The organism is Skermanella aerolata KACC 11604 (assembly GCF_000936425.1).
Lineage (GTDB): Bacteria > Pseudomonadota > Alphaproteobacteria > Azospirillales > Azospirillaceae > Skermanella > Skermanella aerolata.
On sequence record NZ_AVFK01000015.1, the window covers coordinates 60771 to 74590 of the forward strand.

Annotated in this window: 16 protein-coding genes; 3 read left to right on the forward strand and 13 right to left on the reverse strand. The window is 63.7% G+C overall.

Going from position 1 to position 13820, the window contains the following annotated elements:
- Positions 1-81: 81 nt before the first annotated feature.
- The 10 genes from N826_RS18590 to N826_RS18635 all read right to left on the reverse strand — a co-directional run bounded on the left by N826_RS18590 (position 82) and on the right by N826_RS18635 (position 8761).
- Positions 82-1449, reverse strand: a complete 1368-nt coding sequence (locus N826_RS18590; protein ID WP_052831573.1) for a methyl-accepting chemotaxis protein — start codon at positions 1447-1449, stop codon at positions 82-84.
- Positions 1450-1621: 172 nt separating this feature from the next.
- Positions 1622-1960 (reverse strand): Grx4 family monothiol glutaredoxin, encoded by a 339-nt coding sequence (gene grxD / locus N826_RS18595; RefSeq protein ID WP_044431287.1) that lies wholly within the window; start codon positions 1958-1960, stop codon positions 1622-1624.
- 41 nt (positions 1961-2001) lie between these two features.
- Positions 2002-2241: a BolA/IbaG family iron-sulfur metabolism protein gene (locus N826_RS18600; protein ID WP_044431288.1), complete on the reverse strand. Its 240-nt coding sequence runs from the start codon at positions 2239-2241 to the stop codon at positions 2002-2004.
- Positions 2242-2272: 31 nt separating this feature from the next.
- Entirely contained in the window at positions 2273-4483 is a 2211-nt protein-coding gene (purL, locus tag N826_RS18605) for a phosphoribosylformylglycinamidine synthase subunit PurL (RefSeq protein WP_044431289.1), read from the reverse strand.
- On the reverse strand, positions 4480-5169 hold the full coding sequence (gene purQ / locus N826_RS18610) for a phosphoribosylformylglycinamidine synthase subunit PurQ (RefSeq protein WP_044431290.1): 690 nt from the start codon (positions 5167-5169) through the stop codon (positions 4480-4482). The genes purL and purQ overlap by 4 nt, the downstream gene beginning before the upstream one ends.
- Before the next feature lie 192 nt (positions 5170-5361).
- A complete protein-coding gene (locus N826_RS18615) occupies positions 5362-6024 on the reverse strand; it encodes a YceI family protein (RefSeq protein WP_044431291.1) in 663 nt (220 codons plus the stop codon).
- 85 nt (positions 6025-6109) lie between these two features.
- Positions 6110-6748 (reverse strand): DNA-3-methyladenine glycosylase family protein, encoded by a 639-nt coding sequence (locus tag N826_RS18620; protein ID WP_052831575.1) that lies wholly within the window; start codon positions 6746-6748, stop codon positions 6110-6112.
- Positions 6749-6774: 26 nt separating this feature from the next.
- Positions 6775-7017 (reverse strand): phosphoribosylformylglycinamidine synthase subunit PurS, encoded by a 243-nt coding sequence (purS, locus tag N826_RS18625; RefSeq protein WP_044431293.1) that lies wholly within the window; start codon positions 7015-7017, stop codon positions 6775-6777.
- Between the two features lie 82 nt (positions 7018-7099).
- Positions 7100-7864: a phosphoribosylaminoimidazolesuccinocarboxamide synthase gene (gene purC, locus N826_RS18630; protein ID WP_044431295.1), complete on the reverse strand. Its 765-nt coding sequence runs from the start codon at positions 7862-7864 to the stop codon at positions 7100-7102.
- Positions 7865-8005: 141 nt separating this feature from the next.
- Positions 8006-8761: an NRDE family protein gene (locus tag N826_RS18635; RefSeq protein ID WP_044431297.1), complete on the reverse strand. Its 756-nt coding sequence runs from the start codon at positions 8759-8761 to the stop codon at positions 8006-8008.
- A gap of 111 nt (positions 8762-8872) precedes the next feature.
- On the opposite strand from N826_RS18635, the gene N826_RS18640 reads away from it, so the two are divergent.
- Complete coding sequence (locus tag N826_RS18640; protein WP_044431298.1) at positions 8873-9193, forward strand: DUF1476 domain-containing protein; 321 nt, start codon at positions 8873-8875, stop codon at positions 9191-9193.
- Between the two features lie 58 nt (positions 9194-9251).
- On the opposite strand, the gene purB is transcribed toward N826_RS18640, so the two are convergent.
- A complete protein-coding gene (purB, locus tag N826_RS18645) occupies positions 9252-10547 on the reverse strand; it encodes an adenylosuccinate lyase (RefSeq protein WP_044431299.1) in 1296 nt (431 codons plus the stop codon).
- A gap of 182 nt (positions 10548-10729) precedes the next feature.
- Between purB and N826_RS41770 the strand changes: the two genes are divergently transcribed.
- Positions 10730-10894 (forward strand): CsbD family protein, encoded by a 165-nt coding sequence (locus N826_RS41770; protein WP_084720878.1) that lies wholly within the window; start codon positions 10730-10732, stop codon positions 10892-10894.
- 79 nt (positions 10895-10973) lie between these two features.
- Here N826_RS41770 and N826_RS40255 read toward each other — a convergent pair whose 3' ends face one another.
- The gene (locus tag N826_RS40255) at positions 10974-12212 is read right to left on the reverse strand and encodes a hybrid sensor histidine kinase/response regulator (protein WP_052831577.1); all 1239 of its coding nucleotides are present in this window, start codon (positions 12210-12212) and stop codon (positions 10974-10976) included.
- Between N826_RS40255 and N826_RS18655 the strand changes: the two genes are divergently transcribed.
- The gene (locus N826_RS18655) at positions 12211-13062 is read left to right on the forward strand and encodes an aldolase (RefSeq protein ID WP_084720888.1); all 852 of its coding nucleotides are present in this window, start codon (positions 12211-12213) and stop codon (positions 13060-13062) included. The two genes, N826_RS40255 and N826_RS18655, sit on opposite strands and share 2 nt — an antisense overlap.
- A 7-nt stretch (positions 13063-13069) precedes the next feature.
- Here N826_RS18655 and radC read toward each other — a convergent pair whose 3' ends face one another.
- Complete coding sequence (gene radC / locus N826_RS18660) at positions 13070-13765, reverse strand: RadC family protein (protein WP_244619369.1); 696 nt, start codon at positions 13763-13765, stop codon at positions 13070-13072.
- Positions 13766-13820 lie beyond the last annotated feature (55 nt).

The following is a 13820-nucleotide window of genomic DNA, read 5'->3' on the forward strand; positions in this document are numbered from 1 at the left end:
CGGACAAAGCTGTCCATCCGCACGCCTGCGCCCAGGTCATGACTGTCCTGCGGCGCCGGGGCGTGGCATGCCAACGCCGTCTCAGGCGCTGCGAAGCTTCTGAAGGAAGCTGTCCACCGTGCTGCGCAGGTCGGTCGCCTTCTGGTTCACGGCACTGGCCGAGCGCATCACTTCGTCGGCTGTCCTGCCCGTGCTCTCGGCGGAGGACGCGACGCGCTCGATATCGCTGTTGACCCTGCGGGTGCCGTCGGACGCGGTGTCGACGTTATGGGCGATGGTCCGGGCGGCGCCGCTCTGCCGCTCGACCGCGGATGCGATGCCGGTGACGATGCCGCCGATCTGCTGGATGGTCTGCGCGATGTTGGTCATGGTGGCGACCGCGCGACCGGTGACCTCTTCGATCTGCTGGATCTTCCGCGTCACTTCCTCGGTGGCGCGGCTGGCCTGACCGGCCAGATTCTTGACCTCGCCCGCGACCACGGCGAATCCTTTGCCGGCGACGCCGGCCCGCGCCGACTCGATGGTCGCGTTGAGCGCCAGCAGGTTTGTCTGCTCGGCGATCTCGCCGATCATGCCGACCACCTGACCGATCTCCCGCACCGTGTCGCTCAGGCCCGCGACGACCTCGTTGGTGGTGGCGACCTGCTGCATGCCGGCGCGGGTGACGGTCGTCGCCTGACTCGTCTGATGCTCGATCTCCTCGATGCTGTCGGACAAGGCCTTGGCGGCGGAAGCCAGGCTCTCGACGCTGGCCGAAGACGTGCGCGACGTCGAGGCAATGGCCGCCGACCGCTGCTGCGCGTCGGAGCAGGATGTCAGCATGACGGCCGCGTTCTGCTGAAGGTCGGTGGCGGCACCGGACAGGGTCTCGACGACATGGCCGACGCTCTCGTCGAGCCGGTTGGCCAGATCCCCCAGGACCCGGCGGCGCTCCAGTTCGGACTGCTGCTTCAGCGCCGCCTGCTCAGCCTCCAGCCGAAGCTTCTCGATGGTGTTCTGCTTGAGCACCAGCACGGCACGCGCCATGGTGCCGATCTCGTCGATATGGTCGGCGTAGGGGATCGTGACGGACTGCTTGCCGCCGGCCAACTGGTCGATGGCGCCGGTCAGGTTCATCAGCGGGTTGACGACCCGGCTTCGGGTGAACCACAGGAAGAACAGCCCGACCGAGATCAGGGTGGCGATCGTCGCGACGCTTCCCCAGGTGACCAGGAAGGACATCAGCGAGACGGTGGAGGTCAAGGCCTCGGCCCCCTCGATCCGGTTGCTGGTCATCAGCGCTTCCCAGTCGTTCGAGAAGCGATGCATTCCAAGCAGCACCAGGACCGACATGGACGCGCCGACGACGCCGATCCCCAGCAACGCGAAAGCTACAGCCGAGCCTAGAAAACGCAAGGTAAGCCGGCTGGTGAAATTGCCGACCCTTGCCGTGCCCGATCCGTCCGACATAACGGAACCCTTTATTGCTTATATCACCGAAGGCCTTGACTTTGCTCACTAAGCATTACCGACCGCTTAACAGTTCAATAACTTAAGTAATAGGCGGGATGATGTGGCATGCAAAAAGGGCTCCGCAAGCGGAGCCCTTTCCGGACGTCAATCAAAGGACCAGAAGAAATCCTCAGGCCTTGACCTGTACGTCGATACCGTTGGTGCTGAGCAGTTCCTGAAGCTCGCCCGACTGGTACATTTCCCGGACGATGTCGCAGCCGCCCAGGAACTCGCCCTTGACGTAGAGCTGGGGGATGGTCGGCCAGTTGCTGAACTGCTTGATGCCGTCGCGGATGCTCGGGTCGGAGAGCACGTCGATACCCTTGAACTTCACGCCCAGATGGGTCAGCACCTGAACCACGGTGGACGAGAAGCCGCACTGAGGGAACACGGGTGTCCCCTTCATGTAGAGGACGACGTCGTTCGACTCGATTTCGCTCTTGATCCGCTCTGCTACGGAGTTATCCATATCTCGATATCCTCGTCAAAATGACCGGCGCCGTGGCCCGGTCAAGCGTCTTTCGGAACAGATGTTTGCAAGGCAAGGGCGTGAAGCTCACCACCCATGCGTCCCTGCAAAGCATCATAGACCATTTTGTGCTGCTGAACGCGCGTCTTACCTTTGAAGGTAGCGGACTCGACATAAGCGGCGTAATGGTCGCCATCACCACGCAGATCTTCGATCCGCACGTCGGCATCGGGGATGCCTTCCTTGATCAGGCTCTCGATGAGAGCAGCGTCCATCGCCATTTTCAGCCTTCCCGCTCAGCTCGTGAATTCATTATTCCAGACTACCCGCCATGTATTCGGGTAACCAAGCTTCATGGGCCGTCCTGAGACCACCCACCGATATGGCATCGCCGCCGTTCAGTTTCAACGCGTCGCCCCCCGTGGTGCCAAGTCGCAGAACCGGCACTCCGGCGGCCTTGGCTCCGGCCACGACGGCGTCGGCATCCGAAGTCGTGACGACGTAACGTCCCTGATCCTCGCCGAACAGGAATCCAGCCTCGTCGGTTCCCGCCGGCACGTCGATCACCGCGCCCAGCTTGCCGGCCATCGCCATTTCCGCCAGCGCCACCAGCAGACCGCCGTCCGACAAGTCGTGGCAGGCGGTAACCGCCCGCTTGCCGATCAGGTCGCGGACGAAATCACCGTTCCGCTTCTCGGCAGCCAGATCGACCGGCGGCGGCGCGCCTTCCTCGCGGCCGTGGATCTCGCGTAGATACAGCGACTGTCCGATATGGCCCTTGGTTTCGCCGATCAGCAGGATCGCTTGACCCGCCGCCTTGAAGGCGATGTTGACCGCCAACGACGCATCACTCAGCAGCCCGACGCCACCGATTGCCGGCGTCGGAAGAATGCCGACGCCGTTGGTCTCGTTGTAGAGGCTGACGTTGCCCGACACGACGGGGAACTCCAGCACGGTGCAGGCATCGACCATGCCCTGGATGCAGCCGGCGAACTGGCCCATGATCCGGGGCTTCTGCGGGTTGCCGAAGTTCATGTTGTCGGTGATGGCGAGCGGCTTGGCGCCCACCGCCGTCAGGTTGCGCCATGCCTCGGCGACCGCCTGGGCGCCGCCTCGGACCGGGTCGGCGAAGCAGTAGCGCGGCGTGCAGTCCGTCGTGATGGCCAGCGCCTTGTTGGTCCCATGGACGCGGACGACGCCTGAGTCGCCGCCGGACAGTGCGATGGTGTCGGCGCCGACCTGACTGTCGTACTGCTCCCAGATCCACCGGCGCGACGCCAGATCGGGGCAGCCGATCAGGCGGTGCAGGATCTCGGTCGCCGGGCCGGGCAGGGGGACCGATGCCGCGTCGATGTCGGCCTGCGGCGGGGTCGGCTCCCATGGACGCTCATACAGCGGTGCGCGATCGACCAGCGGCGCCACTTCCAGGTCGCAGTAGGTGTATCCGTGCATCTTCAGCACCAGCCGGCCGGTGTCGGTGACGCGGCCGATGACGGCGAAGTCCAGTTCCCACTTGTCGAAGATCGCCTTCGCCAGTTCCTCGCGGCCCGGCTTCAGCACGATCAGCATGCGCTCCTGGCTCTCCGACAGCATGATCTCGTACGGGCTCATGCCCGTCTCGCGCTGCGGCACGTCGTCCAGGGTCAACTCGATGCCCAGTTCGCCCTTGCCGGCCATCTCGACCGAGGAGGAGGTCAAGCCCGCAGCGCCCATGTCCTGGATCGCGACGATGGCGTCGGTCGCCATCAGCTCGAGGCAGGCTTCGATCAGCAGCTTTTCGGTGAACGGGTCGCCGACCTGAACGGTAGGCCGCTTCTCCTCCGAGTCCTCGGTGAACTCGGTCGAGGCCATGGTGGCGCCGTGGATACCGTCGCGGCCGGTCTTCGACCCGACATAGACGACGGGGTTCCCGATGCCGGCTGCCGCCGAATAGAAGATCTTGTCGGCATCGGCCAGACCCACGGTCATCGCGTTGACCAGGATATTGCCGTTGAATGAGGGATGGAAGTTCGTCTCGCCGCCGACCGTCGGCACGCCGACGCAATTGCCGTAGCCGCCGATACCCGCCACCACGCCTGAGATCAAATGCCGGGTCTTGGGGTGCTCGGGGCTGCCGAAGCGCAGCGCGTTCATGTTGGCGATCGGCCGCGCGCCCATCGTGAAGACGTCGCGCAGGATGCCGCCCACTCCGGTCGCCGCACCCTGGTAGGGCTCGATGAAGGACGGGTGGTTGTGGCTTTCCATCTTGAAGATGGCGGCTTGCCCGTCGCCGATGTCGATCACGCCGGCATTCTCGCCTGGACCGCAGATGACATGCGGCGCCGTCGTCGGCAACTGCTTCAGCCAGACCTTGGACGACTTGTACGAGCAGTGCTCCGACCACATGACGGAGAAGATGCCGAGTTCGGTGAACGACGGCGTCCGCCCGGTGATCTCCAGCATCCGCTGATATTCGTCAGCCGACAGGCCGTATTCGGCGGCCAGTTCGACGGTGACGGCGGGTTCCAGTGACTGCTTGCTCACGACAGAGCCTCCACAAGGCCGGTGAACATCGCGCGACCGTCGGTATTGCCGTGCAGCGGCTCGAACGCGCGTTCCGGATGCGGCATCAGCCCCAGCACCGTGCGCTTCTCGTTGAACAGGCCGGCGATGGAGTTGGCGGAGCCGTTGGGGTTGCCCGAGGCATCGACGATCCCGTCGGGCGTCACGTAGCGGAACGCCACCATGCCCGTGTCCTCGACCCGCGCCAGCGTATCGGCGTCGGCGAAGTAGTTGCCGTCGTGATGGGCGACCGGGAAGCGGACGACCTGATCCTTGTCATAGGCCGAGGTGAAGGCGCTGTCGGTATTCTCGACCCGAAGGTCCACCGTGCGACAGATGAACTTCAGGCCGGCGTTGCGCATCAGGACGCCGGGCAGCAGCCGCGCCTCGGTCAGGATCTGGAAGCCGTTGCAGACTCCCATCACCCGCACGCCGGCCTTGGCTCGCGCCACGACCTCGCGCATGACCGGGGACTGCGCGGCCATGGCGCCGCTGCGCAGATAGTCGCCGTATGAGAATCCGCCTGGAACGACGATCAGATCGACCTTGGGAAGGTCGCTGTCACGATGCCAGACTGTGGCGGGCTTTTCGCCCGTGGCATGCTCCAAGGCAACGCAGACGTCGCGGTCGCAATTGGAGCCGGGAAAAACAATGACGGCAGCCTTCATGAGGCGCTTCGACAACTTCCTTGGAGATTGTGCCCCAGCGGCAATTGCCGCAGACACTAAAGAGCCGGCCTGTTCAATGCAAGTCCGGGCTGACCATTCGGGATAGGCTATTTCCCGATTGGCCCGGGTGTCAGCCATGCGGGCACCGCCGCCGGTGCCCGCATGGCTGATACCCGGCCCGGCGTTCCCGCCTCAGCCCTGACGGATGCCTTCAAGCTCGATGATCAGCTGCACCTCGTCGCCGACCCAGCCGTTGTCGGTGCCGTACATCACACCCCATTCGCTGCGGCGGAAGGTTCCGCGCGCGGACATGCCCGCGACATAGTTCGGCTTGGCGAACAGACCGCCGCCGAAGGGGTACTCGCCGACCTTGTTCAGCGTGACGTCAAGGGTGACCGGCTTGGTCACGCCCCGCAAAGTCAGGTTGCCGGTCAGCTTGCCGGTGCGTTCCCCGGTCTTCTGAGCCGTTGTCATCGCGAAGGTCATCTCCGGGTACTTCTCCGTCCAGAGGAACTCCTCTTTCCGCAGATGCTCGTCACGCTTTTCATGGTTGGTGAAGACGCTGGCGGTCTTGATCGTCACCGTCACGTCGGAGATCGTCTTCGTCTCCTCGTCGAACCGGAAGCTGCCCGCCACCTCGCGGAACATGCCCAGCACGTTCTGGTAGCCTATATGCGATACCAGGAAGCCGACCGACGTGTGTTCGGGATCGATCTTGTACTCGCGCGGCGCCGCTTGAGCCGACATGGACGACCACGCCAGCATCAGCAATCCCAGCACCAAGCCGGGCAACGCCGATGCGGCAAAATTCCTTTCATGCCGGCTACCGTAAGCCTGCTCGATAGAGTTCGTCATCACATACCTCCCTTGCGGCTTTATCCGTCGCTTGTTCCTTCCATTTAGGAGCGTACGGCAAAGCTGCCAGGGTTGCGGCATGGAGTTATCGCGCCGGCTTCGCTCGTCGGCGTTCAGGCGCCACCTGAAGGTAATAGTGCCAGACTAGCCGCGCCGCTGTGCTCCTGTACGGCCGCCAGGGCTCGCCCAAGGCCACCAGTTCGTCACGGGGAGGGCGTTCGTCCCGGCCCAGCAACCATTGCAGCCCGACGGCAACCGCAAGATCGTCCACCGGCCAGACATCCGCGCGTCCCAGCACCAGCAGCAGGTAGATCTCGGCGCTCCAGCGTCCTATTCCCTTGATGCGGACCAGCGACTCCAGCGCCTCGTCGTCGGGCATGCGGTCAACGGCTTCGATGTCGAGCCGGCCCGACACGACATCTTCGGCCAGCCCTCTGGCGTAAGCCATCTTCTGACGGCTGAAGCCGCACTGCCGGAGGGTATCGTCGTCCAGCGCCAGCACGGCTTCTGGAGAGATCCGGTCGCTATCGCCGCACAGCCTGCGCCACATCGCCTCGGCGGCCTTGGTCGATACCTGCTGCTCCAGGATGATCCGCAGCAATCCCGGAAACCCGGCCGGCGCACGTAAAACAGGCTCCGGAAGAGCTCCCGCGACGTTCAGGCAGTTCCCGAACAGCGGATCACGCGTCAGCAGAGCCTGTACAGCGGTTTCGTGGGGCGTCACCGAAACTGAGCGGGGTGCCGGGACGGTCAGTCGGCCAGCTCGATGCGGTAGTCCTCGATCACGGTATTGGCGAGCAGCTTCTGGCACATGGATTCCACCGCCTTCTGTGCTGCGGCGCGGTCGGTTTCGGCCAGATCCAGCTCGATGAATTTTCCCTGACGGACATCGTCGACGCCGTCGAACCCGAGCGACTGCAGGGCGTGCCCGATCGCCTTGCCCTGAGGATCGAGAACGCCGCGCTTCAGGGTGACGTGAACCTTTGCCTTCATGATGGGATCGCCCTTGGAACTGCTTAGGTTGGAACTGCTTAGGTTGGAACTGCTGCGAAAGCCGACCGCCTGGATTGAACCGTCAGGGCGCCGGCTTCGGGGTGTTGAACGTGTCGACGCCACCCTCGGGCAGGATGCCGAGGCGGCGGGCCACTTCCTGATAGGCTTCCTCGACCCTCCCAAGGTCTTCGCGGAAGCGGTCCTTGTCCAGCTTCTGGTTCGTCTTGACGTCCCAGAGCCGGCAATTGTCCGGGCTGATCTCGTCGGCCAGCACGATCCGCATCTCGTCGTTTTCCCAAAGCCGGCCGAACTCAACCTTGAAGTCCACCAGCTTCAGCCCGATGCCCAGGAACAGGCCCGAAAGGTAGTCGTTGATCCGCAGCGACAGGGCCATCATGTCGTCCAGATCCTGGGGGGTGGCCCAGCCGAACGCCGTGATGTGCTCCTCTGAGACGATGGGATCGTTCAACTCGTCGGACTTGTAATAATATTCCATGATGGAGCGAGGAAGCTGGGTGCCTTCCGGGATGCCGAACCGCTTCGACAGCGATCCGGCAGCCACGTTGCGGACGACCAGTTCGATCGGAATGATCTCGACCTCGCGGACGAGCTGCTCGCGCATGTTGAGGCGGCGCACGAAATGCGTCGGGACGCCAATTTCACCCAGCTTGGTCATCAGGTATTCGGAGATCCGGTTGTTGAGGACTCCCTTGCCCGTGATGATGCCATGCTTCTGGTTATGGAAGGCGGTCGCGTCGTCCTTGAAATACTGAACCAGAGTGCCAGGTTCCGGCCCTTCGAACAGGACCTTGGCCTTGCCCTCGTAGATCCGCCTGCGTCGCGTCATGGTGGGCTTCCGAAGTGGCAGGACCGGATTATACGAACCGGTCCAGGTAATATGGTTGCTGATATAGCAAGCAACTATGTTTAGCACAATGGAGCCGGCTTGCGCAGGCCCTTGCGTGCTGCGGCTGAAAGCAATAGTGGCTCACTCCAGATCGACTTCCATCCATGGAGTTTCGTCCGGCCGCCCCGGACAGAATCGGAATACCGGCTTCGTTTCCGGAAACTCCGCGCAGGGCAGCGCCAGCGCTGTGCTGCTGCTGGTGCCGAATCCGGTCGCCGTCACCACGCACATGGCGCCGCGCGGTCCGGCGTCGCCATCCCAGATCCTGCTGCCCAGCAGCTTTTCCCAAGCGCTCCAGTCACCTTTTTCCGGATCGGGAGCCGGCGCATGGGCGAACAGCGGCCGGTAGAACCTGATGCGGGCGCTCGAGTCGTCGTTCAGGTCGTTGGCCGTCACCATCGACAGGCCCATGGGAATGGGGTGAGCCTCGATCCGCTTGGCGCCCTCGCGCAGTGTCAGCCAGAAGGCGTCGCGGTTGTCGGCGACGACGAGGTTGAACGGACGGTAGGCGGCGGGGTCCAGGTGGACCATCGCCCGCGCCGCATCCGCCGCGTCGGGATAGTCGAGCGCGTCAAGCACAAGTTCGCCCCGGCTGCGCTTGCCGTCCTCCGGCCCAAGCGTTCCCATGCGGTTCAGCACGACGGCGACCACGCCGGTATCGTTGAGCGCCAGCCAGCTTCCGCCGGCGAGTTCGTCGATGCCGCCGATCACGTCGGGCCGGTCTTCCCAATGACGTGCTGGCGGCTTCCAGGGCCGGCCTGCCATTTCGTCGCGGTTGCCGCCCAGGATCAGCGGATATGTCGCGCCCGGCTGGCGTAGAATGACGATTGAGCACATGGTCGTCCCCTCGCTTTGTCATTATGTAGTCTATAGAGCGGCCATAGCGATATGGTTCTCATAATCGATGGACCGCCTGCTGGTTCCAGGCCCACCGGAGGAGAAGGTCGAATGACCACCTTTGAAGAGCGCGAGAGAGCATTTGAAAACAAGTTCAGCCATGAACAGGAGGTCCTGTTCAAGATCCAGGTCCGCCGGGCGAGGCTGCTGGGATTGTGGGCCGCCGAGCAGATGAAGTTCGGGGAAGCGGAGGCGATGGCTTATGCACGCTCGATCGTCGATGCCGACTTCGAAGAGGCCGGCACCGCCGACATCGTCCGCCGCGTCTGCGCCGACCTGGAGCAACACGGCATCGATATCAGCCGCCACCGCGTGGAGAAGGAAGCCGAACTGCTGCTGGCCGTAGCCCACGACCAGATCGTGAAGGAATGAACGTTCCCCGGCCGGGCGGCTCGGTGTTGCCCCGCCCGGCCGGGTTGTGTTCAGGCCGTCACTCGCCGAAGACGCGCTTGAACACCGTATCGACATGCTTGGTGTGGTAAGCCATGTTGAACAGCGCCGCCAGGGCGTCGGCGTCCAGGTGCTGGGTCACCTCCGGATCGTTCTGAAGGTTATGCAGGAAGCTGCCGCCTTCGCGCCACACGGCCATAGCATTTCGCTGAACGGCGACATAGGCGCCCTCGCGGCTCATGCCGGCCTGGGTCAGCGCCAGCAGCACCCGCTGGGAGAATACCAGCCCGCCCAGATCGTCCAGGTTCTTCTGCATCCGCTCGGGATAGACCACCAGCTTTTCCATCATGCCGATGGTCCGCGCCAGGGCGAAGTCCAGGGCGATGGTGGCGTCGGGCGCCATGACGCGCTCGACGGAGGAGTGCGAGATATCCCTCTCGTGCCACAGCGCCACGTTCTCCAGCGCCGGAGTGACCGCCGCGCGGACCAGACGGGCAAGGCCGGTCAGGTTTTCCGATAGGACCGGATTGCGCTTGTGCGGCATCGCCGACGAGCCCTTCTGGCCGGGCGAGAAAAATTCCTCGGCCTCCCGGACCTCGGTCCGCTGAAGGTGGCGGATCTCGACCGCAAGGTTCTCGATCGACGACGCGATCACGCCCAGCGTGGCGAAGAACATCGCATGCCGGTCGCGCGGGATGACCTGGGTCGAGACCGGCTCGATCTTCAGTCCCAGCTTGTCGGCGACGTGCTGTTCGACATAGGGGTCGATATTGGCGAAGGTGCCGACGGCGCCGGAGATGGCACAGGTGGCGATCTCCGCGCGGGCCGCGACCAGACGCTCCCGGTTGCGGGCGAACGCGGCATAGTGGCCGGCCAGCTTGAGGCCGAAGGTCGTCGGTTCGGCATGGATGCCGTGGCTGCGGCCGATGGTCGGCGTATTCTTGTGCTCGATCGCGCGGCGCTTCAAGGCGGCCAGCAGCGCGTCGATATCGGCCAGCAGCAGGTCGGCCGCCTGGGCCATCTGGACGGCGAGCGTCGTATCCAGGACGTCCGACGACGTCATGCCCTGGTGGACGAAGCGGGCATCGGGACCGACATATTCGGCCAGGTTGGTCAGGAAGGCGATCACGTCGTGTTTCGTCTCGCGCTCGATCTCATCGATCCGGTCGATGTCGAACTTGCCCTTCTTCCAGACCGTTTCTGCGGCGGAACGCGGGATCACTCCCAGTTCGGCCTGGGCATCGCAGGCATGGGCTTCGATCTCGAACCAGATGCGGAACTTGTTTTCTGGTTCCCAGATACGGGCCATTTCCGGGCGGCTATAGCGCGGAATCATCGTTCATCTCTCAACACAGCGGGTTGGCGGGGCAATCGGCGGATCGGGCCGACCATAGCGGGCATGCGTCCCAATCGCCATAGGCATGCCCGGGACACGGTCATGCGGCGCAATCGGATGGATGAAACAAAGCGCGTCGGCGTGTGTTGTATAGGTACAAGTCAATCAATCAGGAAAAGATCATGAATAGCGATCAGATCAAGGGTGCTGCCAAGGACATCAAAGGCGACGTCAAGAAGGGCATTGGCGAAGCTACGGGCAATCAGAAGCTCGTGGACGAAGGCAACTTGGATAAGGCCGAAGGCAAGATCCAGAAGGGCGCCGGAGACATTAAGAGCAAGATCTGATCTTTTCTCGGTCTAGATATTACTGCGGGCGTGGTCGGCTTTCTAGCTGGCTGCGCCCGTCGCGTTCCTGCGCCAGCGGCTATTCGGTCGCGACCTTCATTCTGTAGATGGCGCCCTCGGCACTGCCTTGAATGTCCAAGTCGCCACCGAGCATCTGCATCAATGCTCCGGCGATGGTGAGCCCAAGCCCGGTTCGTGCCTCCCGACCCGCTGGCTGAACGCGCCGGACGTCGAACGGAATGGCAAGGTCGCGCGGCTGATCGAGCGCCACCTCCGGCCCTGAGTCGGCGACCAGAAGCCAGCCGCTCCCGGAAACGCCGTCTTCCCAGCCGACCCTAACGATGCCGGGAGTGGGCGAACAGTCGATAGCTTCCGCCAGCACCCGCTGAAGAGCCACGCCGAACCAGCTCATATCGGTCACGACATGGGTCGGGGCGCCTTCCAACTGGACGGTGATCGTAATTTGGCGCGACCCCGCGGTTCCTGAAACTGCCGCTACCGCCGTCGTGACGGCGCCTCTGATCTCGATCCGCTGGCGCGACAGGGTCAGTTCGCGCCGCTCGGCGTCCACGATCAGCTCGATTTCCTCGGCGGTCACCTTGATACGCTCGGCGGCGCCGCTGACGGCAAGCCATTCCGGTGTCTCGCCCGCATTGGAGAGGCTGGTATCCAGCACCGTTTCCGCAAGCGAAGCGAAGTTCCGCGCGCCGCGTGCCGCCAAGGCCCGCATCACGTTGGTGGACTGGTCGGCAGCATTGACCTTGGCGGACAGCGCCAGTTCCGCGGTGCGCAGGATCTCGATCATCTGTTCGAGCTTCGCGGTCCGGACCTTGACCGCCTCGTCCAGCCTGCGGTTCTCATCGGCGATGCGGCGCGACATCATGCCCAGGATCGACATGTTGCGGGCACGGCCGATTACCTCCATTCCGTCGAACGGCTTCGTCAGAAAGTCGCTGGCCCCGGCATCGATCGCCTTCAACCGTACCGCCTGTTCGGTATGGGCGGTCAGCACGATCACCGGGATCATCACATCGGGGCTGAGCTGCCGGATCCGCGCCAGAACGCCGTAGCCGTCGAGTCCCGGCATCTCGATGTCGAGCAGCACGAGGTGGGGCGCTATCCGCTGAAACATCTCGATCCCCGCAAAGGGATCGTTGGCCGAGAAGCGCTGGCGAAAGCCATGCTTCTTCAACATGCCCGACAGCATCGCAATGTTCATTTCCTGATCGTCGATGATCAGGACGCGAGCGTCGCGGAAATCCAGATCGTTCATGCCGGGAACCTTGGTGGGATATTCAGGATTAACGCGATCCGCCATGCGGATCAGCCTTATAGCAGAGTTGCCGCCAGGGTGTTTCCCTTTACTACTGTCCGCGAGAATAGACCGCACCCGCGAGGAATCATCATACGGCGGGAGCCACACGAGGAGAAGCCGGGCCATGGAAACGGACGACATCGCACGCCAGCGCATCGATCTGGCCGCCGCCTTCCGCTGGGCCGCCCGACTCGGGTTCCACGAAGGCGTCTGCAATCATTTCAGCGTCGCGGTCAGCCCTTCCGGCGACCGCTTCCTGGTCAACCCGCACGGCCGCCACTTCTCCGAGATCAGGGCCTCCGACTTGCTGCTGGTGGAGCCGGACGGGTCGGTCGCGGGCGACGGCGAGCCTCCGGAGCCGACGGCATTCTTCATCCATTCCCGCCTCCACCGCGGGCTGCCGCATGCCCGCTGCATCCTTCACACCCACATGCCCTATGCGACGGCCCTGACGACGCTGGAAGGCGGCAGGCTGGAGCCGGTCAACCAGAATGCGCTGCGGTTCTACGATCAGATTGCCTATGACGACGAGTACAACGGTCTGGCGCTGGACGAGGCGGAGGGCGACCGGATGTGCACCGCGCTGGGCAACCGGCAGATCATGTTCATGGCCAACCATGGTGTCAGCGTCATCGGTCACAGCGTCGCCTTCGCCTTCGACTCTATGTATTACCTGGAACGCGCCTGCCGGAACCAGGTCCTTGCGATGTCTACGGGCAGGCCCCTCAAGCGCGTCCCCGACGGTCTCGCCCGCAAGGTCGCCCAGCAGATCGCGGGGGAAGACAACTCCGACCGCCATTTCGATGCGCTGAAACGCATTCTGGACCGGGAAGAGCCGGACTACGCCGCCTGACCGATGTTCAGATGATGCCCAGCGACTTGAAGCTGGCGTGCTTGCCTTTGCCGATCACAAGGTGATCGTGAACAGCCAGGCCCATCGCCTTGGCCGCCGTAACGATTTCCTTGGTCATGTCGATATCCGCGCGGCTCGGCGTCGGATCGCCGCTTGGATGGTTGTGGACCAGGATGATTGCGGAAGCGCCCAGTTCGAGCGCCCGCTTGATGACTTCGCGTGGATAGACCGGCGTGTGGTCCACGGTGCCGCGTTGCTGCACCTCGTCGGCGATCAGCGTGTTCTTGCGGTCCAGGAACAGCAGGCGGAACTGCTCGGTCGCCTCGTTCGCCATGACGCCCTGGCAATAGTCCAGCAGCCGCTGCCACGTGCTGAGCACCGGCTTGTTCAGGATCTCCTGGCGCGTCATCCGGAGCGCCGCGGCCCCCACGATGGTCAGCGCCGCGATGGTCCCGTCGGTCATCTTCGGAAACGCCTTGCGAAGCGCCTCGGGCGACGCGTTGAAGACGCACCATAGACTGCCGAAGCTGCGCAGCAGGGCCTTGGCCAGCGGCTTCACGTCGCGCCGGGGCAGGGCCGTGAACAGCAGCATCTCCAGCATTTCATAATCCTGAAGCGCATCCGCGCCGGCCGTCAGAAAACGAGTGCGAAGGCGGTCCCGGTGCCCCGCATAGTCTTCCTCGATCGAATCCTTGTCGCTCAACGCGTTCCTCGCGGCTATCAGGCACATGCACCGGCATGCATCCTTATAGCCGCGA

Coding starts and splice junctions, on each gene's coding strand:
- grxD (WP_044431287.1), bottom strand. CDS start 1,960: ATGGATAACTCCGTAGCAGAGCGGATCAAGAGCGAAATCGAGTCGAAC.
- purC (WP_044431295.1), bottom strand. CDS start 7,864: ATGACGCGACGCAGGCGGATCTACGAGGGCAAGGCCAAGGTCCTGTTC.
- purS (WP_044431293.1), bottom strand. CDS start 7,017: ATGAAGGCAAAGGTTCACGTCACCCTGAAGCGCGGCGTTCTCGATCCT.
- N826_RS18590 (WP_052831573.1), bottom strand. CDS start 1,449: ATGTCGGACGGATCGGGCACGGCAAGGGTCGGCAATTTCACCAGCCGG.
- N826_RS18600 (WP_044431288.1), bottom strand. CDS start 2,241: ATGGCGATGGACGCTGCTCTCATCGAGAGCCTGATCAAGGAAGGCATC.
- N826_RS18640 (WP_044431298.1), top strand. CDS start 8,873: ATGACCACCTTTGAAGAGCGCGAGAGAGCATTTGAAAACAAGTTCAGC.
- N826_RS18615 (WP_044431291.1), bottom strand. CDS start 6,024: ATGACGAACTCTATCGAGCAGGCTTACGGTAGCCGGCATGAAAGGAAT.
- purB (WP_044431299.1), bottom strand. CDS start 10,547: ATGATTCCGCGCTATAGCCGCCCGGAAATGGCCCGTATCTGGGAACCA.
- purQ (WP_044431290.1), bottom strand. CDS start 5,169: ATGAAGGCTGCCGTCATTGTTTTTCCCGGCTCCAATTGCGACCGCGAC.
- N826_RS40255 (WP_052831577.1), bottom strand. CDS start 12,212: ATGGCGGATCGCGTTAATCCTGAATATCCCACCAAGGTTCCCGGCATG.
- N826_RS18655 (WP_084720888.1), top strand. CDS start 12,211: ATGCGGATCAGCCTTATAGCAGAGTTGCCGCCAGGGTGTTTCCCTTTA.
- N826_RS18635 (WP_044431297.1), bottom strand. CDS start 8,761: ATGTGCTCAATCGTCATTCTACGCCAGCCGGGCGCGACATATCCGCTG.
- N826_RS41770 (WP_084720878.1), top strand. CDS start 10,730: ATGAATAGCGATCAGATCAAGGGTGCTGCCAAGGACATCAAAGGCGAC.